This is a genomic window from Rhizobium rhizogenes NBRC 13257, assembly GCF_000696095.1.
Lineage (GTDB): Bacteria > Pseudomonadota > Alphaproteobacteria > Rhizobiales > Rhizobiaceae > Rhizobium > Rhizobium rhizogenes.
Genome location: NZ_BAYX01000002.1, coordinates 262,592 through 288,917, shown reverse-complemented (window position 1 = coordinate 288,917; position 26,326 = coordinate 262,592). Strand labels below are relative to the sequence as shown.

At 60.6% G+C, this 26,326-nt stretch carries 22 protein-coding genes; 13 read left to right on the top strand and 9 right to left on the bottom strand.

What is annotated here, in order from left to right; translation table 11 throughout:
• Positions 1-27: 27 nt before the first annotated feature.
• The 4 genes from RRH01S_RS05375 to RRH01S_RS05360 all read left to right on the top strand — a co-directional run bounded on the left by RRH01S_RS05375 (position 28) and on the right by RRH01S_RS05360 (position 6,344).
• On the top strand, positions 28-1,917 hold the full coding sequence (locus tag RRH01S_RS05375; RefSeq protein WP_007702566.1) for an ABC-F family ATP-binding cassette domain-containing protein: 1,890 nt from the start codon (positions 28-30) through the stop codon (positions 1,915-1,917).
• Between the two features lie 103 nt (positions 1,918-2,020).
• Positions 2,021-2,911, top strand: coding sequence for a polysaccharide deacetylase family protein (locus RRH01S_RS05370; protein ID WP_007702563.1), 891 nt, complete (start codon positions 2,021-2,023; stop codon positions 2,909-2,911).
• 121 nt (positions 2,912-3,032) lie between these two features.
• Positions 3,033-5,093 carry a prolyl oligopeptidase family serine peptidase gene (locus RRH01S_RS05365; RefSeq protein WP_007702554.1) on the top strand — a complete coding sequence of 687 codons (2,061 nt, stop codon included), beginning with the start codon at positions 3,033-3,035 and terminating at the stop codon, positions 5,091-5,093.
• Positions 5,094-5,237: 144 nt separating this feature from the next.
• A complete protein-coding gene (locus RRH01S_RS05360) occupies positions 5,238-6,344 on the top strand; it encodes a TRAP transporter substrate-binding protein (protein WP_007702551.1) in 1,107 nt (368 codons plus the stop codon).
• An 85-nt stretch (positions 6,345-6,429) separates the two neighbouring features.
• Here the strand turns inward: RRH01S_RS05360 and RRH01S_RS05355 are convergent, their stop codons facing one another.
• Complete coding sequence (locus RRH01S_RS05355; protein WP_007702548.1) at positions 6,430-8,196, bottom strand: TRAP transporter large permease; 1,767 nt, start codon at positions 8,194-8,196, stop codon at positions 6,430-6,432.
• Positions 8,196-8,771, bottom strand: a complete 576-nt coding sequence (locus tag RRH01S_RS05350; protein WP_007702545.1) for a TRAP transporter small permease subunit — start codon at positions 8,769-8,771, stop codon at positions 8,196-8,198. The genes RRH01S_RS05355 and RRH01S_RS05350 overlap by 1 nt, the downstream gene beginning before the upstream one ends.
• Before the next feature lie 230 nt (positions 8,772-9,001).
• On the opposite strand from RRH01S_RS05350, the gene RRH01S_RS05345 reads away from it, so the two are divergent.
• Complete coding sequence (locus tag RRH01S_RS05345; protein WP_007702542.1) at positions 9,002-9,925, top strand: Gfo/Idh/MocA family protein; 924 nt, start codon at positions 9,002-9,004, stop codon at positions 9,923-9,925.
• Between the two features lie 72 nt (positions 9,926-9,997).
• Entirely contained in the window at positions 9,998-10,546 is a 549-nt protein-coding gene (locus RRH01S_RS05340) for a GrpB family protein (RefSeq protein ID WP_007702539.1), read from the top strand.
• 36 nt (positions 10,547-10,582) lie between these two features.
• Here RRH01S_RS05340 and RRH01S_RS05335 read toward each other — a convergent pair whose 3' ends face one another.
• Together RRH01S_RS05335 and RRH01S_RS05330 are read right to left on the bottom strand one after the other, a co-directional pair.
• Positions 10,583-11,032, bottom strand: a complete 450-nt coding sequence (locus tag RRH01S_RS05335) for a DNA polymerase III subunit chi (RefSeq protein WP_007702536.1) — start codon at positions 11,030-11,032, stop codon at positions 10,583-10,585.
• 32 nt (positions 11,033-11,064) lie between these two features.
• Entirely contained in the window at positions 11,065-12,561 is a 1,497-nt protein-coding gene (locus tag RRH01S_RS05330) for a leucyl aminopeptidase (RefSeq protein WP_007702533.1), read from the bottom strand.
• A gap of 211 nt (positions 12,562-12,772) precedes the next feature.
• On the opposite strand from RRH01S_RS05330, the gene RRH01S_RS05325 reads away from it, so the two are divergent.
• The 7 genes from RRH01S_RS05325 to rsmA all read left to right on the top strand — a co-directional run bounded on the left by RRH01S_RS05325 (position 12,773) and on the right by rsmA (position 21,312).
• Positions 12,773-13,555, top strand: a complete 783-nt coding sequence (locus RRH01S_RS05325) for a phosphatase PAP2 family protein (RefSeq protein WP_007702530.1) — start codon at positions 12,773-12,775, stop codon at positions 13,553-13,555.
• Between the two features lie 103 nt (positions 13,556-13,658).
• Positions 13,659-14,834 (top strand): LptF/LptG family permease, encoded by a 1,176-nt coding sequence (locus RRH01S_RS05320; RefSeq protein ID WP_007702527.1) that lies wholly within the window; start codon positions 13,659-13,661, stop codon positions 14,832-14,834.
• Entirely contained in the window at positions 14,831-15,916 is a 1,086-nt protein-coding gene (gene lptG / locus RRH01S_RS05315; RefSeq protein WP_007702524.1) for an LPS export ABC transporter permease LptG, read from the top strand. The genes RRH01S_RS05320 and lptG overlap by 4 nt, the downstream gene beginning before the upstream one ends.
• Before the next feature lie 74 nt (positions 15,917-15,990).
• Entirely contained in the window at positions 15,991-18,291 is a 2,301-nt protein-coding gene (locus tag RRH01S_RS05310; protein WP_178128595.1) for an LPS-assembly protein LptD, read from the top strand.
• A 209-nt stretch (positions 18,292-18,500) separates the two neighbouring features.
• Positions 18,501-19,451, top strand: a complete 951-nt coding sequence (locus tag RRH01S_RS05305) for a SurA N-terminal domain-containing protein (protein ID WP_007702518.1) — start codon at positions 18,501-18,503, stop codon at positions 19,449-19,451.
• 8 nt (positions 19,452-19,459) lie between these two features.
• Positions 19,460-20,485 carry a 4-hydroxythreonine-4-phosphate dehydrogenase PdxA gene (gene pdxA, locus RRH01S_RS05300; RefSeq protein WP_007702517.1) on the top strand — a complete coding sequence of 342 codons (1,026 nt, stop codon included), beginning with the start codon at positions 19,460-19,462 and terminating at the stop codon, positions 20,483-20,485.
• Positions 20,485-21,312 carry a 16S rRNA (adenine(1518)-N(6)/adenine(1519)-N(6))-dimethyltransferase RsmA gene (gene rsmA / locus RRH01S_RS05295; RefSeq protein ID WP_007702516.1) on the top strand — a complete coding sequence of 276 codons (828 nt, stop codon included), beginning with the start codon at positions 20,485-20,487 and terminating at the stop codon, positions 21,310-21,312. Before pdxA ends, rsmA begins: the two co-directional genes overlap by 1 nt.
• 24 nt (positions 21,313-21,336) lie before the next feature.
• Here rsmA and gmk read toward each other — a convergent pair whose 3' ends face one another.
• The 5 genes from gmk to RRH01S_RS05270 form a co-directional block, all read right to left on the bottom strand.
• The gene (gene gmk / locus RRH01S_RS05290; RefSeq protein ID WP_007702513.1) at positions 21,337-21,999 is read right to left on the bottom strand and encodes a guanylate kinase; all 663 of its coding nucleotides are present in this window, start codon (positions 21,997-21,999) and stop codon (positions 21,337-21,339) included.
• Positions 22,000-22,002: 3 nt separating this feature from the next.
• Positions 22,003-22,890, bottom strand: a complete 888-nt coding sequence (locus tag RRH01S_RS05285) for a YicC/YloC family endoribonuclease (protein ID WP_007702508.1) — start codon at positions 22,888-22,890, stop codon at positions 22,003-22,005.
• A gap of 111 nt (positions 22,891-23,001) precedes the next feature.
• Positions 23,002-24,219, bottom strand: a complete 1,218-nt coding sequence (gene mltG, locus RRH01S_RS05280) for an endolytic transglycosylase MltG (RefSeq protein ID WP_012651191.1) — start codon at positions 24,217-24,219, stop codon at positions 23,002-23,004.
• A gap of 220 nt (positions 24,220-24,439) precedes the next feature.
• Positions 24,440-25,702 (bottom strand): beta-ketoacyl-ACP synthase II, encoded by a 1,263-nt coding sequence (gene fabF / locus RRH01S_RS05275; RefSeq protein WP_034518822.1) that lies wholly within the window; start codon positions 25,700-25,702, stop codon positions 24,440-24,442.
• A gap of 111 nt (positions 25,703-25,813) precedes the next feature.
• Entirely contained in the window at positions 25,814-26,050 is a 237-nt protein-coding gene (locus RRH01S_RS05270; protein WP_003502080.1) for an acyl carrier protein, read from the bottom strand.
• Positions 26,051-26,326 lie beyond the last annotated feature (276 nt).

Below are 26,326 nucleotides of genomic sequence, written 5' to 3'. Positions count from 1 at the left end.
AGCGCGGAGTTCCGCCAAAACCGCGCCATGATTTCGATTTCCGACCTTTCCGCCCGCATTGCCGGCCGTCTTCTCATCGACCATGCCAACGTGACGCTTCCGGCGGGCACAAAAGCTGGGCTTGTCGGCAAGAATGGCGCCGGCAAATCGACACTGTTCCGGGTGATCACCGGCGATTTCGCCGCTGAGAGCGGATCGGTCGCGATCCCGCGTAACGCCCGCATCGGCCAGGTGGCACAGGAAGCGCCGGGTACGGAAGAGCCACTGATCGAGATCGTGCTGAAAGCCGACAAGGAGCGCACTGCCCTGCTGGCAGAGGCCGAGACGGCGACCGATCCGCACCGCATCGCTGACATCCAGACCCGGCTTGCCGATATCGGTGCTCATTCGGCCGAAGCGCGCGCCGCCAGCATTCTGGCCGGTCTCGGCTTCGACCATGAGGCGCAGCACCGCCCCGCCTCTTCCTTTTCCGGCGGCTGGCGCATGCGCGTGGCGCTTGCGGCCGTGCTGTTCTCCGAGCCGGATCTGCTGCTGCTCGACGAACCGACCAACTATCTCGATCTTGAAGGCACGCTCTGGCTCGAAGACTATATCCGCCGCTACCCGCACACGGTCATCATCATCTCGCATGACCGCGATCTGCTGAACACGGCCGTCAACGCCATCGTCCATCTCGACCAGAAGAAGCTCACCTTCTATCGCGGCTCCTACGACCAGTTCGAGCGGCAGAAGGCGGAGGCCGACGAGCTGCAGAACAAGGCCAAGGCCAAAAACGATGCGGCGCGCAAGCACCTGCAGAGCTTCATCGACCGCTTCAAGGCCAAGGCAACGAAGGCGCGGCAGGCGCAGTCGCGCGTCAAGGCGCTGGAGCGCATGGGCACGGTCGCCGCCGTCATCGAAGATCATGTGATGGGCTTCAGCTTTCCCGAGCCGGAAAAGCAGGCGGCATCGCCGATCATCGCCGTCACCGGAGGTGCTGTCGGCTACGAGCCCGGCAAGCCGATCCTCAAGCGCCTCAACCTGCGCATCGACGCCGACGATCGCATCGCACTCCTCGGCTCGAACGGCAACGGCAAATCCACCTTCGCCAAATTCGTCTCCGGCCGTCTCGATGCCGATAGCGGCGACGTGAAGCTCGCGCCGAACCTGAAGATCGGCTTCTTCGCGCAGCATCAGCTCGACGACCTCGTGCCGAACCAGACCGCCGTCGAACATGTGCGCCGCCGCATGCCCGACGCGCCGGAACCGAAGGTGCGCGCCCGCGTCGCGCAGATGGGGCTTGCGACCGAGAAGATGGACACGCCGGTGAAGGATCTTTCCGGTGGTGAGAAGGCTCGGCTGCTGATGGGCCTTGCCGCCTTCGACGCGCCGAACCTGCTGATCCTCGACGAACCGACCAACCATCTCGACATCGACAGCCGCAATGCGCTGATCCAGGCGCTGAACGACTATTCCGGCGCCGTCATCCTGATCTCGCACGACCGCCATCTGATCGAGGCGACTGTCGATCAGCTTTGGCTGGTGCGCGACGGCACGGTTTCCACCTTCGACGGCGACCTTGAAGAATACCGCAGCCTCGTGGTCGCCAGCCCCAAGGCCAGGGACGACAAGGCCAAGGCGAATGGCACCGACGATGCCGTCTCGAAGGCGGATCAGCGCAAGCTCAATGCCGACCGCCGTGCTTCGCTCGCGCCGCTCCGGAAAAAGATCAACGAAATCGAATCCTTGACGGCTAAGCTGGAGAAACTGATTCAGGCGCTTGATGTGGAACTTGCGGATCCCGCGCTCTACGAGAAGGCACCCGCAAAGGCTGCCGAGAAGGCCAAGCAGCGCTCCGACGCAGCGGAGAAGCTTGCCGCCGCCGAGGAGCAGTGGCTCGAGCTTTCCTCGGAATATGAAAGCGCGATGGCCGGTTAGAACGGTTGACTCCGGTGGCGGCCGCACACCGATCCTAACCGATCATTAACCATAGTCGGAGAAAATACGCCCAACATTCAATCACATATGTTGAGCGCTTCCGATGACCTACCGTCTCCTATTGGCCGGCCTTGCCGTGTCCCTGTCCCTTGCCGGTTGCGCCACGAAGCCAGGGGGCGAGGCTTCGCTGAAGACGAGCTTTGCCGCCGAAGAACCGCAACGCAAGGCGTTGAAGGCCAACGACCCCATCGACATGGAGCCGTCCAAATGGGCGAGCACCGATGCTGAGACGCGAGAAACAAGCGACGAAGGCCGCTCTCACACGCTCGCCGGGCGCACGCTGGAAGTCTCCTCGCTGCAAGAGCTGAAACTCGCCGACAGGGAAGTCATCCTGAGCTTCGATGACGGCCCCGCCCCCGGCAAGACGGAGCGCATTCTCGCAACCCTCGACAGGTTCGGCGTCAAGGCGACCTTCATGATGGTCGGCGAGATGGCGCAGGCGCATCCGGAGACAGCACTCAAGGTCGTTGCTGCAGGCGAAACCATCGGCAGCCACACCTTCCGTCATGCCGATCTCGACAAGATGAGCTTCGACATGGCGATGGCCGAGATCATGCGCGGCAAAAACGCCGTTGCAAAGGTCGTCGGCACGGATGTCCCCTTCTTCCGCTTCCCTTATCTTGCTGATTCCAGGCGCCTGCGCGCGGCCGTCACCATGCGTGATCTTGTGATCATGGATGTGGATGTCGACAGCAAGGACTATTTCACCCTGTCGCCCGCCGCCGTCGCAGCGCGCACCATGAACGAGCTGCGCAAGCGCGGGCGCGGCATCGTCCTGATGCACGACATCCACCAACGCACCGCCACCATGCTGCCGGCCCTTCTGACACGCATGGAAAAAGAGGGCTACAAGGTCGTGACGCTGAAGTACAAAGCTGCCCCCAAGCCGACTTCGGATCTGGTCGCCCAGGCCGATATCAAGATGGTGCGCTGAGGCGGATAGACAGCAGAAATCTGTATGATGGGATGCGCTTGGAGAAGCACGGTTGCTTCTCCGGATGCATTTTGATTTGTTTATATGCGATTCACATCATCAATAGCGTATCAGGTATCTTATGCATCTCCATCTCGAGCACGACGACGATCCCCTCACCCTGCAATTCGTCGCCGAGAGGAATGCGCAGTCGGAGCGGGCTCTCGTCACGCCCGAATTCGAGGCAGACAGCGCGGCGATCAAGGCGATGATCGAGCGCGAGGACCGGCTGATCCAGCCGGTTCGCCGCGGCAAGTGGCTGTTCGATTTTCACCGCAGCGCGGATCATCCGCTTGGCGTGTGGCGGCGACTTCCGGCCGACCTGGACCCGGTGCCGAGCGCTCCCTGGGAGCCGATCTTCGATCTCGACGCCTTCTGCGGGGCGGAGAACAAACTCTGGATCTGGCGCGGCGCGATCACCTGCCCCTGGGAACAAACGAGGGTGCTGATCTGCCTCTCCGACGGCGGCTCCGATCTCGGGCGGTTGCTGGAGTTCGATTGCGAGGCCAAGAGCATCGTCGAAGGCGGCTTCGATACGCCGCCGGCACGTTGCCATGCAACCTGGCTCAGCCGCGATGAGATCGCCTATTTCGGCTCGATCGACCGTCTCTCCGCGACGCGCTCCGGCTGGCCCCGCGTCGGCCGGCGCTTGAAGCGCGGTCAGGCGCCGGCGAACGCGCCGCTGCTCTACGCCACCGCCGATACGGATGTCTACGGATCCTGCGTGGTCATCGATCCGGTGCTCTCCGGCATCGCGAAGAAGGGGACCGCCAGGCCGATCCGCCTGTTCATCACTGGCCACGAGATCGGCAGTTGCAGCGTCTTCGTCAAGGATCCGGATTTTTCCCTGCGGCGGATCGATCTGCCGAGGGAAATCGACGTCCAGTTCAACTATTCCTATTGCCTCTGGCTCGCCAAGACCGATGAGCGCATCGCCGCCGGCGCTCTGGCGCTGCAGCCCTTGCCGCGCCAGGCTGGCGATATCAGCGCCGAGGCGACGCGCGTGCTGATATCGCCCAGTGAGCGGCAGTCCGTATCGCAATTCCTTCTCATGCGCGAATGGTGCGTCTTCGTCGTCTCCGACAATCTGCAGCCCCGTCTTTTCGTCCTGGATCTGACCAAGCCGGATGCGGAGATCCAGGAGATCCCACTGCCGGCGGATGTCGAGACGATTGCGCTTCAGCCGCTTTATTCCGAACTGCATCTCGGCGACGACACGCTACAGGTCTATGGCGAAGGCTTCCTGCGGCCGCCAACCTGCTATCGTCTGGAACTTTCCAACCGCAAGAAGCCGCTCGAACTCATTCAGGGTGCCAGCTCGCCCGCCTATTTCGACAGCGACGACATGACCTCCGAATTGCTCGAGGCCACATCCGAGGACGGCACGAAGGTGCCGTATCGGCTGGTCTTGCCGAAGACCTGGACAGAAGGCGAACTGCCGGTGCTGCTCTACGGCTATGGCGGCTTCGATGTCTCGCTCAGCCCCAACTATTCCGGCGTCATCGGCCGCTGGCTGGAACAGGGGGGTGCCTATGTGCAGGCCTATATTCGCGGCGGCGGTGAGCTCGGGCCGAACTGGCATCGCTCCGCCAAGGGCCATGGCCGCCATAGGGCATTTGCCGACTTTGCCGCCATCGCCCGCGATCTCGTTGCTCGCGGCTATACCAAGCCGTCGCGCATCGCCGCCAATGGCGGCAGCAATGGCGGGCTTTTGACCGGCGCGATGCTGACCCGCTATCCTAGGGATTTCGGCGCGATCTGGTGCCAGGTACCGGTGCTGGACATGACCCGCTTCCACACCTTCCCCGCAGGCCAGGCCTGGATCGACGAATATGGTAATCCCGACGACCTGGCGGATCGCGACTACCTGCTCTCCTACTCGCCGCTGCACAATCTTAAGCCCGCCTCGGACCTCACCTATCCGCCGATCTATGTCGAAAGCTCCAGCAATGACGACCGGGTTCATCCTTCGCATGCGCGGCGGTTCGCGGCGCGGATGGAAGAGCTCGGCCACCATCCGCTGTTCCACGAATTCGGTTCCGGCGGCCACGGCGGCGATGGCGCGTCGAGCGACCTCGCGGCGCGTATCGCCCTGGGTTACAGCTTCCTCCGGGAGACGATCATGAAGCCGGACGGCGCCTGAATTTGGCCTTCCCGATATCCTTGGAAAATCAGCGGTTGCAGATCGTTCGGTGCGCTTGAAACGCATCGAACGACATGATTAGTTGCAGCGTGATCACGAAGAGCGGGCCAACCCGCCCGCTCGTATCCTGGGGGGAGTACATAGATGGATCGTCGTTCATTTCTGAGGAAAGCCGGCGTTGCCGGTGCGGGCTCGGTTGCCGCCGCGGCCCTTGCGGCTCCGGCCATTGCTCAGAGCAATCCGAAAATCAACTGGCGCCTGGCGTCATCATTCCCGAAGTCGCTCGATACGATCTATGGCGGCGCGGAAGTGCTGTCGAAATATGTGTCGGAAGCGACAGACGGCAATTTCACCATCCAGGTCTTTGCTGCCGGTGAAATCGTGCCCGGCCTACAGGCTGCCGATGCGGCGTCGGCGGCCACGGTCGAAGCCTGCCACACGGTCTCCTATTATTATTGGGGCAAGGATCCGGTCTGGGCACTGGGAGCCGCCGTTCCCTTCGCGCTCAACGCCCGCGGGATGAACGCCTGGCAGTATCACGGCGGCGGCATCGATCTCTTCAACGAATTCCTGGCAACGCAAGGGCTGGTCGGTTTTCCCGGCGGCAATACCGGCGTGCAGATGGGCGGCTGGTTCCGCAAGGAAATCAACACCGTCGCCGATCTCAAGGGCCTGAAGATGCGTATCGGCGGCTTTGCCGGCAAGGTGGTGGAGCGCCTTGGCGTCGTGCCGCAGCAGATCGCCGGCGGCGACATCTATCCGGCCCTGGAAAAGGGCACGATCGATGCGGCTGAATGGGTCGGCCCCTATGACGACGAAAAGCTCGGCTTCTATAAAGTCGCCCCCTATTACTACTATCCCGGCTGGTGGGAAGGCGGCCCGACCGTGCATTTCATGTTCAACAAAGCGGCCTATGAGGGCCTGCCGAAGGCCTATCAGTCGCTGCTGCGCACCGCAGCCCAGGCGACCGACGCCAACATGCTGCAGAAATACGACTACCTGAACCCGGCCGCCATCAAGCGCGTCGTTGCCGAGGGCGCCAAGCTACGTCCGTTCAGCACGGAAATCCTGAACGCCTGCTTCGAAAAGTCGAACGAGGTCTATGCCGAAATGGAAGCCTCGAACCCGACCTTCAAGAAGATCTGGGAATCGATCAAGGCCTTCCGCGGCCAGCATTACCTCTACGCCCAGGTCGCGGAATACAGCTACGACGTCTACATGATGACACAGCAACGCGCGGGAAAGATCTGATCCTCGCACGCTATCAACTGAAAAACCCCGGAGTGTTGCTCCGGGGTTTTTCTTTTTGAATGCATGAAGCGCGGCAGCCCTGCCCTCATTTAAACGATGGCGGCTGGCTGAGATCGTTGGCCGGCGGATTGGCCTGCCCGCCATTCTGATCGGCCGGCTTGTCCTGCAGCGGATTGCCGCCCGGCAGCTGCAGGCCTGGCAGACCGAGACCGCCGCCATTGTCCTGGCCAGGAGTGCCGAAGCCCGGCACGTCGATCTTGATCGTATTCGGATCGATGCCCGTGCCCGCGCCTTTGTAGTGCATGACCATTTGCGGGAACATGATGGTCAGCGCCACCATCAGGATCTGGATACCGACGAAGGGCACGGCACCCCAATAGATCTGCCCTGTCGTCACCGGCGCGGTGTTTTTGCCCGTCACCTTGTCGAGATAGGGCACCTTTGCCGCGACCGAGCGCAGATAGAATAGCGCGAAGCCGAAGGGCGGATGCATGAAGCTCGTCTGCATGTTGACACCGAGCAAGACGCCGAACCAGATCAGGTCGATACCGAGCTTTTCGGCGGCGGGCGCCAGCAGCGGCACGATGATGAAGGCCAGCTCGAAGAAATCGAGGAAGAAGGCCAGCACGAAGACCAGCAGGTTGACGGCAATCAGGAAGCCGACTTCGCCGCCCGGCAGCGATACCAGCAGATGCTCCACCCAGACATGGCCGTTGACGCCGTAGAACGTCAGCGAGAACACGCGCGAGCCGATCAAGATGAACAGCACGAAGGACGAAAGCCGCGTCGTCGACGCGAGCGCCGAGCGGACCACGTCCATGCTCAAGCGACCCTTGGCCAACGCCATGATCAGAGCACCCACCGCCCCCATCGCGCCGCCTTCCGTCGGCGTCGCGATGCCGAGGAAGATGGTGCCGAGCACGAGGAAGATCAGCGCCAGCGGCGGGATCAGCACGATGATCACCTGCTGCGCCAACCGCGACATCAGGTTGAACTTCATCGTCTTGTCGACGACGGCAATGGCATAGATGAACGTCACGCCGACGGTTGCGCCGAGAATATCGGCGTTTTCCCCGTAGATCGGCGTCAGATAGACATGGGCGGCATAGGCGACACCGGCGCAGACCAGCAACGCGACGAAGAGCGAGGTCACGCCCGAACCAAGCGACCGCGCCTCCTTCGGCAGCGCCGGCATGGAGTCCGGCCGGACGATCGACATGATCAACACATAGAGCATGTAGAGGCCGGTCAGCACCAGGCCGGGGATCAGAGCACCGGCATACATGTCACCAACCGAGCGGCCGAGCTGGTCCGCCAGCACGATCAGCACCAGCGACGGTGGAATGATCTGCGCCAGCGTACCTGATGCAGCGATGACGCCGGAGGCAACCCGCCGGTCGTAGCCGTAGCGCAGCATGATCGGCAGCGAGATCAGGCCCATGGCGATGACCGATGCGGCGACAACGCCGGTGGTGGCGGCCAGCAGCGCGCCGACGAAGATCACGGCATAGGCAAGGCCGCCACGGATCGGGCCGAAGAGCTGGCCGACCGTATCAAGCAGGTCCTCGGCCATGCCGGAGCGCTCCAGCACGATACCCATGAAGGTAAAGAAGGGGATCGCCAGCAGCGTGTCGTTCGACATCACACCCCAGAACCGATCCGGCAGCGCGTTGAGCAACGGCCAGGACAGGTTGATCGATCCGCCGGAATAGGGCGCCAGCTCAACACCGATCCAGAAGAACAACAGGCCGTTGGCGGCGAGCGCGAAGGCGACGGGATAGCCGATCAGCAGGAAGATGATCAGCGAAGCGAACATGATCGGGGCCATGTTCACGGCAATGAATTCCAACATCAACGCACCTCCCCTGCATGCGTCTCGATATCGAGAGGCGCATGGGTCGGCACATAGGGTGTCGGATCATCCATATCGCCGCGCATGATGGCGATCTTCTTGATGATCTCGGAGACACCCTGCAGCGCCAGCAGAAAGAAGCCCGCCAACAGCAAAGCCTTGCCCGGCCAGATGATCAGGCCGCCGGCGCTGGAGGAAACCTCGCCGGACATGAAGGACATCCGGACATAGGGGATGAGATCATAGATCATCAACAGCACGAAGGGCATGAGAAACAGGCAATGGCCGAGAAGGTCGATCCAGTGCTGCACACGCCGCGACAGGGAACCGTAGAGGATATCGATGCGGATATGTTCGTTCTGCCTGAGCGTATAGGCGGCGGCGAGCATGAAGGCGGCGCCGAACAGATACCATTGCGCCTCCAGCCAGGCATTCGACGAGACGTTGAACACTTTGCGGACGATGGCGTTTCCGGAACTGACCAAAACGGCAACCAGGATGAGCCAGGAGACCGATTTGCCGATGATCTCCGTGACATGATCTATGAGCCGGCTGAAGCCGAGCAATGCTTTCATGATTTTTCCCCCCGCGGCAGTTTCTTCCCAGGATCCTTTCGCCGCGCACAGGCAGAGTGCCGATTTCACGCTGTCAATCAAGAGCCTAAGCTGGTTTTCCAAGTGTGATGATGGCAGGGTGAGCGTGGCCTTGCGGGAGCAGCGCCGCATTTGCGCTTTGCCACCCTTGCCCACCTCTGATGTTCTGATAAAAGACCATACCAATAATCATACTAATCGAGAGACACCCCATGTCCCCCATCAACCTCGCTATCGTCGGCGTCGGCAAGATCGTCCGCGACCAGCATCTTCCGTCCATCGCGAACAATGCGGATTTCAAACTGGTCGCCACGGCAAGCCGCCATGGCACGGTTGAAGGCATTCCGGCTTTCACCACCATCGAGGCCATGCTGGACGCGGTTCCCGAGATCGATGCAGTCTCGCTCTGCATGCCGCCGCAATATCGCTATGAAGCCGCCTACAAGGCGCTTCAGGCCGGCAAGCATGTCTTTCTGGAAAAGCCGCCGGGCGCGACGCTGAGCGAAGTCGCCGATCTTGAGGCCCTCGCCAAGGCAAAGGGTGTTTCGCTGTTTGCCAGCTGGCATTCGCGCTACGCGCCAGCCGTCGAAGCCGCCAAGGCCTTCCTCGACGGGACGACGATCAAGAGCGTGCATGTGATCTGGAAGGAAGATGTGCGCCATTGGCATCCGAACCAGGAATGGATCTGGCAGGCCGGCGGCCTCGGCGTCTTCGATCCGGGCATCAACGCGCTGTCGATTGTCACCCATATCCTGCCGCCGCTCTTCCTGACCGGCGCCGTGCTGGAATTCCCAGAAAACCGCGATTCGCCGATCGCCGCCGACCTGCACTTCAAGAGCGGCCAGGGGCTTCCGGTTCGTGCCGAATTCGACTGGCGCCAGACCGGCAAGCAGAGCTGGGATATCGTCGCCGAAACCGAGGCGGGCCAGATGGTGCTCGCCGAAGGCGGCTCGAAGCTCTCCGTTAACGGCGAACTGACCTTCACCGCGCCGGAGGCCGAATATCCATCGCTCTATCGCCGCTTCGCCGAGATCGTCAAAGCCGGCACGTCCGATGTCGACCTCGCGCCGCTTCGCCATGTCGCCGATGCATTCATGCTCGGCAAGCGCAAATTCGTCGAGGCTTTCCACGACTAAACTCGATTGACCGGTGAGATGCGTCACGCGCCATGCTAGAGTGGCGCATCTTCACTTGCTACGGAGATCGTAATGTCCTCGGAGAGCGGGCGAAATTTCGGGCTGGGCGTCGGCAACAAGTGCGTGACGCTTGCTGTACCGAATGCCCGATGGCAGGAAGCCTACGCGCTCGAAGCGGCAGCCATTCGCAAGGCGCTCGGCGATATCGCCCTCGACATCCAGCATATAGGCAGCACGTCGATCCCTTCGATCAAGGCAAAGCCGATCATCGACATCGCCGTCGCAGTCAGGCGCTTCGATGATGGCTTGGCATGCATCCGGCCGATGGAGGAGATCGGCTACTGCTATGTCGGCACCGAGCTCGTTCCCGACGATCATATTTTCGGTCGTGATATCGAAGGCGAGACGCGCACGCATCTCGTTCATATCGTTGAATATAACAGCACCAACTGGAATCGGTGGCTTCTATTTCGCGACAGGCTCCGTGCACATCCAGATCTGGCACTGGCCTATGAAATGCTGAAGATCGACCTGGCCGGGAAATATGCCGACAACCGCGCCGCCTATACGGCATCAAAGAAAGACTTCATCGAAAAGGTTCTGGCTGCGTCAGGCAAGTGAGCCATTACCCACTCCCCAAGAGGGAAGGAGAAAGCACTACGCTTTCTTTTCCCAACGCCCTTCCTGGGTCTGCTGCCAATAGGTGAGGTTATGCCCCTCGCCCTTCAACTTCTTCCATTGCGCGCGGGCGCCTTCCAATTGTTCCTGATCGTAACCGTCGAAGATGAAGACGACGCGCTGATAGGTGTCGATATCGGAGGCTTCGGCGCCGTCGATGAAGAAGCGGACGCTGGCATTGTTCAGATTATCCGGTGAGACGGTCAGGAGAACCGGCTGCCTGTCCGCCATCTCGCTTTCGTCGGTGCCATGCGGCAGGAAGCTGTCCTCGCGATAGGTCCAGAGATGCGTGTCGAGCGCATCGCGCCGGGCCTGCTCGCGTGTCTGGATGGCGACCTGCCAGCCGCGCTCGACACTCTTGTCGATCAGCGGCGGCAGGGCATCTTCGAGCTTCGATTCGGTCAGGTGATAGAAGAGAACGTCGGTCATGCCGCCTCTCCTATCTCAAACATGTCCGAAGGTCACGATTCGTAGTTCTCACGGACCAGTTCGTCGAGCAGGCGCACGCCGAAGCCCGAACCCCAGGACTGGTTGATCTCGTCCAGGGTCGAGCCCATCGCCGTGCCGGCGATATCGAGATGCGCCCAGGGCGTTTCCTGCACGAATCGCTTGAGGAACTGCGCGGCGGTGATCGAGCCGGCATAGCGGCCGCCGGTGTTCTTCATGTCGGCGAACTTGCTGTCGATCATCTTGTCGTAGTCCTTGCCGAGCGGCATGCGCCACAGGCGTTCGTTGGTGACAAGGCCGGCGGCGGTGAGCTGGTTTGCGAGCTGGTCGTCATTGCTGAACAGGCCAGCCTGCAGGTTGCCGAGCGCCACCAGGATAGCGCCAGTCAAGGTCGCCAGATTGATCATGAATTGCGGCTTGAAGCGGTCATTGGTGTACCAAAGCGCGTCGCAGAGCACGAGCCTGCCTTCTGCATCGGTGTTGATGATCTCGATCGTCTGGCCGGACATGGAGGTGACGATATCGCCCGGACGCTGGGCATTACCATCGGGCATGTTTTCGACCAGGCCGATGACGCCGATAGCGTTGACCTTCGCACCGCGGGCCGCGAGCGTGTGCATCAGGCCGGTCACGGCCGCCGCCCCACCCATGTCGCCCTTCATGTCTTCCATGCCGGCGGCGGGCTTGATGGAAATACCGCCGGTGTCAAAGACGACACCCTTGCCGATGAAGGCGACCGGCTTTTCCTTCGCCTTGCCGCCCTTCCATTGCATGATCACCAGACGCGGCGGACGCACGGAACCCTGCGCCACGCCAAGCAGCGCACCCATGCCGAGCCGGCGCATCTCGCGCTCGGTCAAGATTTCCACCTCGACGCCGAGTTTCTCCAGCGCCTTGGCCTTGGCGGCGAACTCGACCGGGCCAAGCACATTCGGCGGCTCGTTGACCAGATCGCGCGCCAGGATAACGCCGTCGGCAATCGCTTCCGATGCGGCGAAAAGCTTCTTTGCGGCTGCAACATCCGGGGTAACGATGGTCACCTTCACGGGTTTCTGAGCACCGTTCTTGTCGTCGTCATCGCCCTTCTTCGTCTTGTACGTGTCGAAACTATAGGCGCGCAGCAGCATGCCGAGAGCAAAATCGGCAGCCGCCTTGCCACCGGCTTGGACGCCGGGCAGGTCGATGAAGATCGCGGCCTTTTCGACATTGCGGATCCGCGCGGCCGCAGCCCCGCCGAGCTTCAGCCAATCATGCGCGTTCAGTTCCTTTGCCCTGCCGGTGCCGATCACGATAATCCGGTCAACCGGCGACCCCTCGGGCGCAACGATATCGAGGCTCGACAAACCCTTGGCGGTGAAACGGGCGATGCGCGCGGCCTTGGCGAAAACATTGGCCGGATCGGCGCCTGCGGCCCCCGCCGGCGATTCGCTGTCTGCGTCTTTCAGCAGGATGGCCAGACCGCCATTCAGTCGAACCGTTTTGGCAAAGGAAATCTCGAATTTCACAGACATTTCTGCTCCGATATATATGCGTATCGCAAAATAGAATTATAGACTTTGATCATTCAAGCTTTCCCCCTCAAATACAAGCTTTTGGCGAGACATTCGGCAAAGAAGCGTCCACTGCCACCTTCAAATCCCTGTCATCTATTGTCGCTAGCCTATTGGCGCATGCGTTGCGTGCCGCCGCCTGCCCAGCGTTGTCACTGACAGGAACGCCACCTTGATCATCGATTTCAGCGCCTTCGATCGCCAGGACCGTTTTCCCGAGATCCTGCGACCACGCACGGCCGGCGACGCGTTCGTCGCTCTGTTTTGTCTGTGGTGGATACTGCTCGGGCTATTTTCGATTTTTCCACAGATCGATCTCGCCGTCGCCAATATGTTCTTCCTGCCGGAACAGTGCATCGTCCCCGTCAAAGCCAGCCAGGTCTGCGGCATTTTCCCCTATGGTGACGATCCGCATATGCGTCTGCTCAGGGAGATCTTCTTCCAGCTTCCCTACGTCGCCGCCGCCGTCCTCTGTTGGATGCTGATCCAGTGCTGGCAGCATCACGGCGCAACGTTCAAGACGTTGCGAGCCTGCAATCTGAAGGTTGCGCTCGGTTCGCTGCTTCTCGGCCCCGTGCTGATCGTCAATCTCTGGCTCAAGGCGTTCTCAGGCCGCCCGCGGCCGCGGCAGACCGACTTCTTCGGCGGCACACTCGATTTCGTTCATGCAGGCTCCTTCGCCGGAAAATGCGTTAGCAACTGTTCCTTCATCTCCGGCGAGGCCGCCGCTGCCGGTTGGTTGTTCTGCCTGATTTTCATTATTCCACAGCCGGCCCGCACCGCACTCGCGCCGCCGATCGCGGTCGTTTCGATTCTCATTCCAGCCCTCAGAGTGGCTTTCGGAAGCCACTATCTGTCGGATGCCGTGCTTGGCTGGCTCTCGTCCCTTGTCATATTCACGGCGCTCATGGCCCTCTCCCAAACAACACACAGCAGAAGAATCTCAGAAAATTAACGAATTTTTTGCGACTGGGTTGTCGCCAAAAAAACGCAAACAGCGTAGAGGAGGATGAATCTCTGCCGGCTCGCCCGATAGAGCGTTGCGTTTAAGGGCCGGCATGAAGTTATTCGAAACATATATCGTACGGCGTGTCGGCATGATGTTCCTGGTAGCCCTGCTGCCGGTGCTCGCTATTATCTGGACGACTCAGGTATTGCAGCGCATCAACCTTGTGACCGATAGCGGCCAGTCGATCGGTTCGTTCGCGAAGCTTGCGACCCTTATCCTGCCGACCATCATTCCCGTCGTCCTGCCGTTTGCATTGGTCATCGGCATCACCCAGACGCTCACCGCGATGAACAGCGATTCGGAGCTGACCGTCATGGAAGCGGCGGGCGCCAGACGCAGCATCATCATCCGTCCGATCATGATTCTCGCCATAGCAATCAGCGTCTTCTCCTTTTTCGTTGACAACATGGTCGAGCCGAAGGCCCGCGTCGCGGCCCGGCAGATGGTTGCGGAAGCCTATGCCGACCTGCTGTCGACCGTGATCGAGGAAAAGAATTTCCGACGCATCGAAGACGGGCTTTACGTGCAGATCACCCAGCGCATGTCGGGGCGAATCCTGAAGGGCCTGTTCGTGGTGGATTCGCGCGATCCGGCTTTCGATCTCATCTATTATGCCAAGGAAGGCGCCGTTGATGCGAGCGGCTCGTCGCTGCTGATGAGGGACGGCGAAGTCCACCGCAAGACGTCTGATGGCGACGTCTCCGTCATCAAATTCGATTCCTACTCCTTCGACCTCTCCGACATGACACAAAGCCGCGGCCAGGCAACCCTGCGCGCCGGCGACCGCAGCCTTGGCTTCCTGCTCAACCCGGATCCTAACGATGCGGATTATAAGGCCAAACCGAGCGGATACCGTTCCGAATTGCATCGGCGCCTGACCGACTGGGCGCTGCCAGCCATTTTTGCCCTGATATCCCTGGTGATCGCCGGCGACGCGCGATCCCATCGCGAGGCGCGGCTGCATCCGATGGTATCGGCGCTCACGATTGCTTTTGCACTGCGATGGGCGGATTTTTACGCGGCCAACCAGATCGAGACGGCGCCCTATTTCGTCGGCATCCTCTATGGGATCAACATCGCCGCAACGCTGATTGCGATCTTTCTGCTGTTCAGGAACCGTAGAATGTCCATGCCGGTGTCGATCCGCAACCGTTTCGGTAGCTGGCGGCAGAAGCTCCAGGAACGCATCCCGACGCCCGGCAGCTCGAATGGGAGCGGCGCATGATCTTCAGCACGCTCGGCCGCTACTTCTTCACGCGCTACATCATCACGACGCTCTGGTTTTTCCTCGGTGTCACCTCGCTGGTGTATCTGATCGACTTCAGCGAGACCGCTGGCCGGCTCGCTGGCCTTCCGGGATACACGGTCAAAATCGGTCTGCTGATGACGGCCGTCAGATTGCCGTTCATCATGCAGCAGACGGTGCCGTTCATCGCCCTGTTCGTCGGCATGACCGTGTTGATCGCGCTCAATCGCCGCCGCGAGCTGGTGATCGCGCGTGCCGCCGGCATCTCCGTCTGGCAATTCATGACGCCTTTCGTGGTCGGCGCCTTCTGTGTCGGCTTGCTGACCATGCTCGCTCTCAATCCGGTTGCGGCATGGGGTCAGCGGCAGGCGGAAACTATGGAAGCCGATTTGCGCGGCGATCCGTCCTATCGCAATACACTTTCCATTCCGTGGCTGCGTCAGTCGGATGGCAAAAGCGACATCATCATCGGTGCCAAGGCTGTTCTCGACAACGGCACGACTTTGATGAACGTCGTCTTTATCCACTTCGATTCACAGGGAAATATCATTCTGCGGCAGGATGCCCAGTCGGCTAAGTTGGAAAATGGTTACTGGCTTCTTAACAGTGTCGTCGAGCGTGCACCGGGCGAAATTCCCGCGCACAAGAGCACGACACAGGTTCGTACGAATCTGAAACAGGATTTCGTCTCGGAGCGTTTGGCGCAGCCGGAAACCATTGCTTTTTATGATCTTTCTAATCGAATAGCGATTGCAAAGTCCTTTGGCATCTCAACCAAGGCGCTTGAAACGCAATTTCACTCGCTGCTGTCACAGCCATTCCTTTTGGTGGCAATGACGCTGATCGCAGCAACCGTGTCCCTAAAATTCAGTAGATTCAACCAATCGCGCTCCGTGATTCTGGGTGGAATCCTCTCAGGCTTCGTGCTTTATGTTGTCACCGTGCTTGTAAAAGCATTTGGGAGCAGCGGAGTGGTTCCTCCCTTCGTGGCGACATGGATACCCGTGATCGTCGCTTTGGCATTCGGAGCAACGATCCTGCTTCATCAGGAGGACGGCTAGTGGCGGGCAACCGCAAGAGTATCAGGAAGTTTGTGGCTGCCCTTATTACGGGCACGGCTACATGCGCGTATATCATGAGCCCGGTCGTAGCTTACGCCCAGGCTACCAACAACAATGGCGGCGCCGGTGCTGCGACCGCTCCCGTAAAGGTCAACGTACCCGACGGCTCCAAGCTGATCCTTTCGTCCAACGAATTGGTCTACAACAAGGACAACCAGATCGTCACCGCCACCGGTGCCGTGCAGATCAACTATGGCGGCTACAAAATGGTCGCCCAGAAGGTTGAGTATAATCAGAAGTCCGGTCGGATGACGGCAATCGGCAATGTCGAGCTGATCAGCCCCGACGGCAATCGCATGTACGGTGACAAAATGGATGTCACCGACAGCTTCTCCGACGGCTTCGTCAATGCCCTGCGCATTGAAATGCCAGACAATACCCGCATGGCCGCCGAAAAGGGCGAACGTGTCGGCGGTACGCAGATGATTCTGACGAAGGGCGTCTATACGGCCTGTCAGTCCTGCTCCGAACAGGGCCGAGCGCCGTTGTGGCAGGTCAAGGCGCAGCGCGTGGTGCAGAACGGCGTGACGCATACCGTCCGCCTCGAGCATGCCCGCTTTGAACTGTTCGGCCATCCGATCGCCTACATTCCGTGGATCGAAGTTCCCGACAACACGGTAAAGCGCAAGTCCGGCTTCCTGTTCCCGTCGATGAGTGTTTCCCAGCACCTCGGCTTCGGTCTCAAGGTTCCGTACTATTACGTCATCTCGCCGAGCATGGACGCCACGATCAGCGCCACCGGCTACACGAACCAGGGTCTGCTGCTGGAGGGTGAATTCCGGCAACGCCTTGAAAACGGCACGCATACTCTGCGCGTCGCCGGCATCAACCAGATGGATCCCAGTGCTTTCACGTCCGGAACCACCGATGCCGAGCACAAGACTCGCGGCATGATCTCGTCCAAGGCGGATTTCAGGATCAATCCTCGCTGGACCTTCGGCTGGGATGTCATGGCGCAGAGCGACAACAACTTCTCGCGCACCTATGGGCTGGATGGTCTCAACCAGAGCACCCATACCAACCAGGCCTACCTGACCGGTCTCGGCAAGCGCAATTATTTCGATATGCGCGCCTTCTACTACCAGGTCCAGGACTCCGACAATAACGACACCGCTACGAAGCAACAGGCGGTCGTCTACCCGAGCATCGACTATCACTATGTCGATCCGAAGTCGGTCTATGGCGGCGAATTGTCGGCGACCATGAACTTCACGCGCCTGTCGCGTGATACGACATCGGTGCTCGACGCCACCAATACTCTCGGCGACTCCAGCCTGAACGACCGCTATCTCGGTCTTTCCGGAGATTATACGCGTCTCAGCACCGAGGTGCAGTGGCAACGTACCTTCACCACGGATCAAGGTCTGGTGTTGACGCCATTGGCCGCACTGCGAGGTGACGTCTATGGCCTGGACATGGATGCGCCTGGAGCCGGTACTTATTCCGGCAATTACGACACGAGCGACTATGCCACGCGTGGTATGGCGACGGCCGGTCTTGAAGCGAAGTATCCCTTCCTCATCACCACCAGCAACAGCACGCATGTGTTCGAGCCGATCGCACAGCTCTATGTGCGTCCGGACGAGCAGCTTGCCGGGCAATTGCCGAATGAGGATGCCCAGAGCTTTGTCTTCGATGCGACCAATCTGTTCGATCGCGACAAGTTCTCCGGTTTCGACCGCGTCGAAGGTGGCACACGCGCCAACGTCGGTTGGCGCTACACCGGCAGCTTCGACAGTGGCTACAAGTTGCAGCATATCTTCGGCCAGTCCTTCCAGCTTGCCGGCCGCAACTCCTTCGCAGAGACTGATCTTGCCGGCGTCGGCACGGATTCGGGGCTTGAAACCGCCCGTTCCGACTATGTGACCATGTTCGGCCTCACCACGCCGCAGGGCTTCTCGCTTTCGCAGTCCTATCGTTTCGACGAAAAGGATTTCGCGTTCCGTCGCGGCGATACTACGGTCGGCTTCGCCAACGATGTCTTCCAGACCACGGCGACCTACACCCACATTGCCGCGCAGCCGCAATATGGCTTCACCTCGGATCAGGATGAAATCCAGACGCGCGCTCAGATCAAGTTCAAGGAATATTGGTCGGTGTTCGGTACGGTGAACTATGACATCAACGATAGCGAGATCACTCGCCAGGGTGTTGGCCTCTCCTATGAGGACGAATGCACGATCTTCAGCGTTTCCTTCCTGAACAAGAAGGATTCGACGAGCGCCTCGGCAAGCGACTGGTCGATCGGGGCCCGAATCACGTTCCGCACGCTCGGCGACGTCAATCTCGGCAACACCCAGGACGCCACGTTCTGATCTATCAAACTTCAAAAAAGGGCCGGCTCCACAAGCCGGCCCTTTTTGTTTGAAACCGGCTTCCACTCCCCTCCGCGTCATTGTTTCGCCGCAAGGATTTTGCAATTCGTCGTGCTTGTTGTAGACATGTGGCGCAAAATTGCCGTATTGCGCGAACGGCGTCCCGATGTGACGCAGTGCGGATAAGGACCTTTGGGAAGGGGTAATTGATGTTCTCTGAAAAGACACCGATGCGCGCTGTGCTATTCGGAGCCGCGGCGCTGATCATGGCCACGTTCGCCATGCCGAGCAGCGATGTTGCCTTCGCAGCAAGCGAGGTGAAGGTCGTTGTCAACAATTCGGTGATCACCTCGGGCGATATCGCCAAACGTATCAACTTCCTCAAATTGCAGCACCAGAAGGGCGACCTCAACAAGCTGGCCCAGGAACAGCTTGTCGACGAGACGCTGAAGCGCGCTGAAATCTCCCGCGTACGCATGTCGGTATCGACGTCAGACGTCGACAGCGCCTTCGGCCGCTTCGCCGCGAGCAACAAGATGTCGCCGCAGCAGCTTGGTCAGATCCTCGACAAGATGGGCGTCGGCGTCGATCACTTCAAATCCTATATCGCCGTCTCCATGAGCTGGCCGCGCGTCGTCAATGCCCGCTTCGGCTCGAGCGGTGGCAACAAGCTGTCGAATGATGACCTCGTGACCCGTATGACGGAAAACAAGACGAAACCGGTCACCACGGAATACTTCCTGAAGCAGATCGTCTTCGTCGTTCCGCAAGCGAAGCGGAATGCCATCCTCAACCAGCGCAAGTCCGAGGCGGAAGCCTCGCGGGCCAAGTTCCCAGGTTGCGATCAGGCGAAGGTCTTTGCCGCGACCATGCGTGATGTCTCCGTCCAGGATCTCGGCCGCGTGCTGGCCCCCGATCTGCCTGAAATCTGGAAGCCGCTGCTCGAACAGGCAAAAGGCAATACGACCACCCCAGTCGTAACCGATCGCGGCGTCGAGTATGTCGCCATTTGCTCACAGCGCCAGGTCAATGACGACGTTGCCGCAGCAGCCGTCTTCCGCGCGGAAGACATCGGCAAGGCGGGTGCACAGGGCATCAGCGCCAACGACAAGAAGTATATGGACGAACTGCGCTCCAAGGCGCAGATCCTGTATCGCTGATCGCCGCGATGCCGCAGCACTCTTCCCGCCCCCTCGCGCTGACGCAAGGGGACCCGGCAGGTATCGGACCTGACATTACGCTCGCCGCCTGGCTCCGTCGCGGCGAGCTTTCTCTGCCGCCCTTCCTCTTTCTCGGCGATCCGAACGTCCTTGCCGCGCGCGCCCTGCAATTGAACCTCGACGTGCCCCTGCGGGAAGCGGACGCCTCGATAGCCTGCGGCGTCTTCACCGCAGCCCTGCCGGTGCTGCCGATCGCCGCCGGCGCGACGGTGATCGCGGGCGAACCGCATGTCGCGACAGCCAAGGGCACCATCGCCGCCATAGAAACGGCGGTCTCGCTCACCATGAACGGTGACACCTCCGCCGTCGTCACCAATCCGATCGCCAAATCGGTTCTCTACGATGCCGGCTTCGGCTTTCCCGGCCATACCGAATTCCTCGCCGATCTGGCAACTCGCGCAACAGGCAAGCCGGTGATGCCGGTGATGCTGCTGGCCGGGCCGAAACTGCGGGCCATACCCGTCACCATTCATATCCCGCTGAAGGACGTGCCAGCGGCGTTGACGGCCGATCTCATCATCGAGACCTGCCGGATCACCGATCACGATCTTAGAACCCGCTTCGGCATCACCAAGCCGCGACTGGCGGTCGCCGGTCTCAATCCGCATGCCGGCGAGAACGGCGCGATCGGCAAGGAGGATGAGGAGATCATCCGCCCGGCGATCGAGGTGCTGCGTAAGGAAGGCATAGATGCCTTCGGCCCCCTTCCCGCCGACACGATGTTCCATGACGACGCACGCCGTCGCTATGACGTCGCTATCTGCATGTATCACGATCAGGCCCTGATCCCGGCCAAGGCGCTCGGGTTTGACGATTCCGTCAATGTCACGCTCGGCCTTCCCTTCGTCCGCACCTCGCCGGACCATGGCACGGCCTTCGGCATCGCCGGCAAGGGCGTCGCCAAGGAGGACAGCCTCGTGGCCGCCCTCAGGCTGGCAAGCGAGATCAGCCGCGCAACGGGAAGCATTCGCTGATGGCTGCACTCGACGGTCTGCCCCCGCTTCGCGATGTGATCCAGCGCCATGGCCTCGACGCACGCAAGGCACTCGGCCAGAATTTCCTGCTCGATCTCAACCTGACCCAGAAGGTCGCCCGTACCGCCGGATCGCTCGAAGGCGTCACCGTCTTCGAAGTCGGACCGGGACCAGGCGGGCTGACACGCGCCATCCTGGCGCTCGGAGCCGCCAAGGTCATTGCTATTGAGCGCGACGCGCGCTGCCTGCCGGCGCTTGCCGAAATCGCCGATCACTATCCCGGCCGGCTGGAGGTCATCGAAGGCGATGCGCTGAAGACGGATTTCGCGGGCATGGCGTCGGAAGGTCCGGTGAAGATCATCGCCAACCTGCCCTACAATGTCGGCACGCAATTGCTGGTGAACTGGCTGCTGCCGGGCCATTGGCCGCCCTTCTGGCAATCGCTGACGCTGATGTTCCAGAAAGAGGTCGGCCAGCGGATCGTTGCCGACGAGGATGACGATCACTATGGCCGTCTCGGTGTTCTCTGCGGCTGGCGTACGCAGGCACACATGGCCTTCGATATCTCGCCCCAAGCCTTCTCGCCACCGCCGAAGGTAACCTCGACGGTGGTGCATCTGACGCCCAGGGAGAACCCGATCCCTTGCTCCGTCGACAAGCTGGAAAAGGTGACGCAAGCAGCCTTCGGCCAGCGTCGCAAGATGCTGCGCCAAAGCCTGAAGCCGCTCGGCGGCGAAACCCTGCTGCAGAAGGCCGATATCGACCCGCAACGGCGCGCTGAAACGCTCTCCGTCGAGGAGTTCTGCAGGCTGGCGAATTGCCTCTGATTGGATCAGAGCTTCTGATCGGGATCAGAGCTTCGGCGTTTCTTCCAGGAGACCACGTACGAAATCGAACATGCCGTGACGGCGGTCGCGGCGCAGGCGTTCGGCCTTGACGATTGACTGAACCGCATCGAAGGCGGCATTCAGGTCGTCGTTGATGATAACGTAGTCATACTCACGCCAATGGGCGATCTCCGATCGCGAATTGGCAAGCCGCGTGGCAATCACCTCTTCGGAATCCTCGGCGCGACGGTGCAGGCGCGATTGCAGCTCCGTCATGGTCGGCGGCAGCACGAAGATGGAGACGACATCGGCGGGCATCTTCTCCTGAAGCTGCTGCGCGCCCTGCCAGTCGATATCGAAGAGCATGTCGCGGCCCTCGGCCATCGCCGTTTCCACTGGCTCGCGCGGCGTGCCGTAGAAATTGCCATGCACCTCGGCCCATTCGAGCAGCGAATCGGAATCACGAAGCCGCTCGAACTCCCGCTGCGAGACGAAATGATAATGCACGCCGGCGATCTCGCTCGGCCGACGCTGCCGTGTCGTGACGCTGACGGAAAGGCCGACATGCTTGTCGGTGTCGAGCAGAGTGCGGGCGATGGTCGACTTTCCCGCGCCCGACGGCGAGGAAATAGCCAACATCAGCCCCCGACGGGCAATTGGAATGGATGTGGATATCACCGGCTTCATGGCCTACTCCAAATTCTGGACTTGTTCGCGGAACTGGTCGATGACCACTTTCAATTCGATACCGGCGGCGGTGACCGCCGCGGAATTCGACTTCGAACAGATAGTATTCGATTCCCGGTTAAATTCCTGTGCAAGGAAATCAAGCTTGCGTCCGACCGGACCACCCTTGGCGATGAGGTCGCGAGCGGCCACGACATGCGCCTTCAGCCGGTCGATCTCCTCGCGCAGATCGGCCCTGGTGGCGATCAGCGCAGCCTCGGCATGCAGCCGGTCGCGATCGAGGCTGGCGGCACCGTCGAGGAGCATGGAGACCTGTGCGGTAAGCTTCGCGGCAATCTCCTGCGGCGAACGCGAAGGGTCGAGCTCCACCGTTGCCGTCAGCGTCTCGATCGTGGCGACGTGACCGAGCAGGATCTGGCCGAGTGCCCGGCCTTCCTGGCTGCGCATCTCGCTGAGATCGCCAAGTGCCGCCTCAAGACCCGCCATGATGTCGGCGTCGCGCGCTGCGAGCGCTTCTTCGCTCTCCTCGGCTTCCTTGAACTCCACGATCCCTCGGATGCCGAGCAGCGTGTCCAGCCGCAGCGGCGCAGGATCAATGACGCCTGTAAGCTGATCACGCAGCGCCAGCACGGTCGCCAGCGCACCCTGATTGACGACGGCTTCGACCCGGCTTTCATCGACGGACACGGAAAGGCCAACCTGGAGATTGCCACGCGAAAACCGGTCGGTGATCAGCTTGCGCACATCGGTTTCCAGGCGCTCCAGCCCAGGCGGCAGGCGCAGGCGGACGTCGAGGCCCTTGCCGTTGACCGACCGCAGCTCCCATGCCCAGCGAGAGCGCCCGCTCGTTCCTTCACGCCGGGCAAAACCGGTCATGGACTGCAGCACCATGCAAGCCTCCGATGATTCTAGTCCGTCATCCGCCGAAAATCAGCGCATTGCGGATGATTGTAAAGTGAGTCCGCCCGTGCGTCCCATAGAAAGCACGGTGCAGGTCGAGGATCAGTTCGTCTTCTTTTTCTGCTGTGTGCCGGAACCTGTGGTGGTGGCGGCGCCATCGTCAGGCTGACCGTCGACCGCGATCGCGCTCGGGTCCTCGCCCTTCTCCGCCACGAGCTTGCGCCAGCGTTTGACGTTGGCATTGTGCTCTTCCAGCGTCGCGGCAAAGACATGCCCGCCGGTGCCATCGGCGACGAAATAAAGGTCCTGCGTCTTCCAGGGGTTAGCAACGGCTTCCAGCGCATCCCTGCCCGGATTGGCGATCGGCGTCGGCGGCAAACCCTTGATGATATAGGTGTTGTAGGCTGTCTCTTTCTTCAGATCCGACTGGAAGATCGGGCGGTCGCTCGGCTTTCCATCACCGCCGAAGAGACCGTAGATGATCGTCGGGTCGGATTGCAGACGCATGCCCTTGCCAATCCGGTTCAGGAAGACGGAGGCGACATGGGCGCGCTCATCCGCCAGACCTGTTTCCTTCTCGACGATCGAAGCCAGCGTCACGAATTCCTGCTTGTTGGCAAGCGTCAGGTTCGGATCACGTTTCTGCCAGATCTGGTCGACCAGCTTTTCCTGCGCGCCAGCCATTTGCTGAACGATCTCCGTCCGCTTGGTGCCGCGCGTGAATTTATAGGTGTCGGGCCGCAGGCTGCCTTCGGCCGGCAGCGCCGACGGCAATTCGCCTTCCAGCACCGGGTCGGCCTGCAGCTTGTTGAATATCTGGCGCACCGTCAGCCCTTCCGGCAGGGTGACCGAATAAAGGATCGACTTGCCGGATTTCAGCAGCTCCATGATGTCCTTCATGGAAGCGCCGGCCTTGATCTCATATTCACCGGACCGCAGGGTCTCTCCGTCATGCAGATTGGTAGCCGTCATATAGCGGAAGATGCGGGCGTCGGAGATGAGGTTGTTGGCTTCGAGCCGATTGGAGATTTCGGCAAGGCCAGCGCCACTGCGCACGATGAAGTTGCTGTTGGTCGCCAGCGGGCCAGGGCTCTGATAGGCGGAGATGGCATAATAGGCACCAATGATCGCGAGAACGATGACGAAAACCACCAGCGTCATCAAAAAATTCAGGAAGATCACCATCTGGCTGCGGGCTTTGCGGGAGCGCTTCGGCGGATCCGGAACACGCTCCGGACGCAGCGCCTCGTTGGCCGATTTCGGGATAATCGGCCCCTTCTGCCCGTTCGGAGTTCCGTTGCTCTGATTCGTATCGCTCACCGGCAATCCCTTCATTTTGTCGTCGCCTGCTGTTTGGCCAAGCAATGCGGCAAAAAGCAGGTTCTGGAAACAAAGCGGAGCCCGGTGGAGCTCCGCTTTCGACCGATCAGACATTACCGCGAACGCATCCGGGATGCGCGAAAGACGCGGTAACATTCAAGGGCGGCGCATAATCTTGCCGAAAAGCACCTCCGCCTTTCGGACTTATATGCGCAATTTCTTATGCCTGATAGCGCCGCAGGACAAGTGACGCATTCGTACCGCCGAACCCGAAGGAGTTCGACAATGCGACATTGATCTCCCGCTTGCGAGCCTTGTGCGGGACGAGATCGATCGCGGTTTCGCGCTCCGGATTGTCCAGGTTCAGCGTCGGCGGCGCAATATTGTCGCGAATGGCAAGCGCGGAGAAGATTGCCTCGATCGCGCCGGCAGCGCCCAGAAGATGGCCGGTCGCCGACTTGGTCGAGGACATCGAGATCCTGGGCGCGGCGTCGCCGACCAGCCGCTCGACGGAACCGAGCTCGATCGTGTCGGCCATGGTCGAGGTGCCATGCGCGTTGATATAGTCGACGTCAGCCGGCGTCAGGCCAGCGCGCTTCAGGGCCGATGTCATGCAGCGGAACGCACCCTCGCCGTCAGCGGACGGCGCGGTGATGTGATAGGCGTCGCCGGAAAGGCCGTAGCCGACCACTTCGGCGTAGATCTTGGCGCCGCGCGCCTTGGCATGTTCCAGCTCTTCCAGAACGACGATACCGGCACCCTCGCCCATGACAAAACCGTCGCGGTCGCGATCGTAGGGGCGGGACGCCTTCTGCGGATTGTCATTATATTCCGTCGACAGCGCCTTGCAGGCGGCAAAGCCGGCAAGCGAGATACGGCAAACCGGAGCTTCGGCGCCGCCGGCAACCATGACGTCGGCATCGCCGAGCATGATCAGGCGGGCCGCATCGCCGATAGCGTGCGCGCCGGTGGAACAGGCCGTGACGACCGCGTGGTTCGGACCGCGCAGCTTGTGGCGGATCGAGACCTGGCCGGAAACGAGATTGATGAGGCGCCCTGGAATGAAGAAGGGCGAAATGCGCCGCGGACCCTTGTCGCGCAGCGTATAGCCGGCCTCGACAATGCCTTCCAGGCCACCGATGCCCGAGCCGATCATGACACCCGTGGCGATCTGGTCTTCATCCGACGTCGGATGCCAGCCGGCGTCAGCCAGCGCCATGTCGGCCGCTGCCATGCCGTAAATGATGAAAGGATCGACCTTGCGCTGTTCCTTGGGCTCCATCCAGTCGTCGGCATTGAAGGTGCCGTCGCTGCCATCACCAACCGGAACGCGGCAAGCAATCTTTGCGGGGAGGTCTTCGACCTCGAATTCCGTTACCAGACGCGCGCCGTTGTGTCCGGCGATCAAGCGCGACCAGGACACCTCCGTGCCACAGCCCAAAGGTGATACCATGCCGGTACCCGTGATAACGACACGTCTCATCGCCTGCAGACCCCCGTCCTCTTATGCCATGCGTATGAATAGAAAGCGCCCGGCATCGCCGGACGAAATAGGGCGGACTCAGAGAGCCCGCCCATCAGAAAGTGCAAATGATTAGGCCTGGGCCTTTTCAATGAACTTTACCGCGTCGCCGACCGTCAGGATCGAGTCAGCTGCGTCATCGGGAATTTCAACGCCGAATTCTTCTTCGAAGGCCATGACCAGTTCGACGGTGTCGAGCGAGTCAGCGCCGAGGTCGTCGATGAAGCTAGCGCCTTCAACAACCTTGTCGGCGTCAACGCCAAGATGATCAATAACAATTTTCTTTACGCGTTCTGCGATATCGCTCATGTCGGTTTCCTCGACCTTATATCCTGATCAGAATGTCGTCTGACATCCCTACCCTGTTCAAAGCCTGCAACGCCCCTATTGGCGCCGCTGGCAAATCTGTTCAACCCCGCCCTGAGATCCGGCCCGGCCACCTTATACGCGGCACAGTCCTTCTGCATTTTCGGGGCGACTGTTCACAGTCATGGCCCGCTTAACACGGTTTAAGTCCGTCGCAAAGCCAGAAAATCGCCGGTTCTGCGTTGCTCAACATGCTATTGGAGGGAAAATTCCCGCCAA

Coding starts and splice junctions, on each gene's coding strand:
- RRH01S_RS05305 (WP_007702518.1), top strand. CDS start 18,501: ATGTTCTCTGAAAAGACACCGATGCGCGCTGTGCTATTCGGAGCCGCG.
- RRH01S_RS05330 (WP_007702533.1), bottom strand. CDS start 12,561: ATGTCTGTGAAATTCGAGATTTCCTTTGCCAAAACGGTTCGACTGAAT.
- RRH01S_RS05365 (WP_007702554.1), top strand. CDS start 3,033: ATGCATCTCCATCTCGAGCACGACGACGATCCCCTCACCCTGCAATTC.
- fabF (WP_034518822.1), bottom strand. CDS start 25,702: ATGAGACGTGTCGTTATCACGGGTACCGGCATGGTATCACCTTTGGGC.
- lptG (WP_007702524.1), top strand. CDS start 14,831: ATGATCTTCAGCACGCTCGGCCGCTACTTCTTCACGCGCTACATCATC.
- RRH01S_RS05375 (WP_007702566.1), top strand. CDS start 28: ATGATTTCGATTTCCGACCTTTCCGCCCGCATTGCCGGCCGTCTTCTC.
- rsmA (WP_007702516.1), top strand. CDS start 20,485: ATGGCTGCACTCGACGGTCTGCCCCCGCTTCGCGATGTGATCCAGCGC.
- RRH01S_RS05310 (WP_178128595.1), top strand. CDS start 15,991: ATGAGCCCGGTCGTAGCTTACGCCCAGGCTACCAACAACAATGGCGGC.
- RRH01S_RS05370 (WP_007702563.1), top strand. CDS start 2,021: ATGACCTACCGTCTCCTATTGGCCGGCCTTGCCGTGTCCCTGTCCCTT.
- RRH01S_RS05350 (WP_007702545.1), bottom strand. CDS start 8,771: ATGAAAGCATTGCTCGGCTTCAGCCGGCTCATAGATCATGTCACGGAG.
- RRH01S_RS05340 (WP_007702539.1), top strand. CDS start 9,998: ATGTCCTCGGAGAGCGGGCGAAATTTCGGGCTGGGCGTCGGCAACAAG.
- RRH01S_RS05320 (WP_007702527.1), top strand. CDS start 13,659: ATGAAGTTATTCGAAACATATATCGTACGGCGTGTCGGCATGATGTTC.
- RRH01S_RS05360 (WP_007702551.1), top strand. CDS start 5,238: ATGGATCGTCGTTCATTTCTGAGGAAAGCCGGCGTTGCCGGTGCGGGC.
- RRH01S_RS05270 (WP_003502080.1), bottom strand. CDS start 26,050: ATGAGCGATATCGCAGAACGCGTAAAGAAAATTGTTATTGATCATCTT.
- RRH01S_RS05355 (WP_007702548.1), bottom strand. CDS start 8,196: ATGTTGGAATTCATTGCCGTGAACATGGCCCCGATCATGTTCGCTTCG.
- RRH01S_RS05345 (WP_007702542.1), top strand. CDS start 9,002: ATGTCCCCCATCAACCTCGCTATCGTCGGCGTCGGCAAGATCGTCCGC.
- gmk (WP_007702513.1), bottom strand. CDS start 21,999: ATGAAGCCGGTGATATCCACATCCATTCCAATTGCCCGTCGGGGGCTG.
- RRH01S_RS05285 (WP_007702508.1), bottom strand. CDS start 22,890: ATGGTGCTGCAGTCCATGACCGGTTTTGCCCGGCGTGAAGGAACGAGC.
- RRH01S_RS05335 (WP_007702536.1), bottom strand. CDS start 11,032: ATGACCGACGTTCTCTTCTATCACCTGACCGAATCGAAGCTCGAAGAT.
- pdxA (WP_007702517.1), top strand. CDS start 19,460: ATGCCGCAGCACTCTTCCCGCCCCCTCGCGCTGACGCAAGGGGACCCG.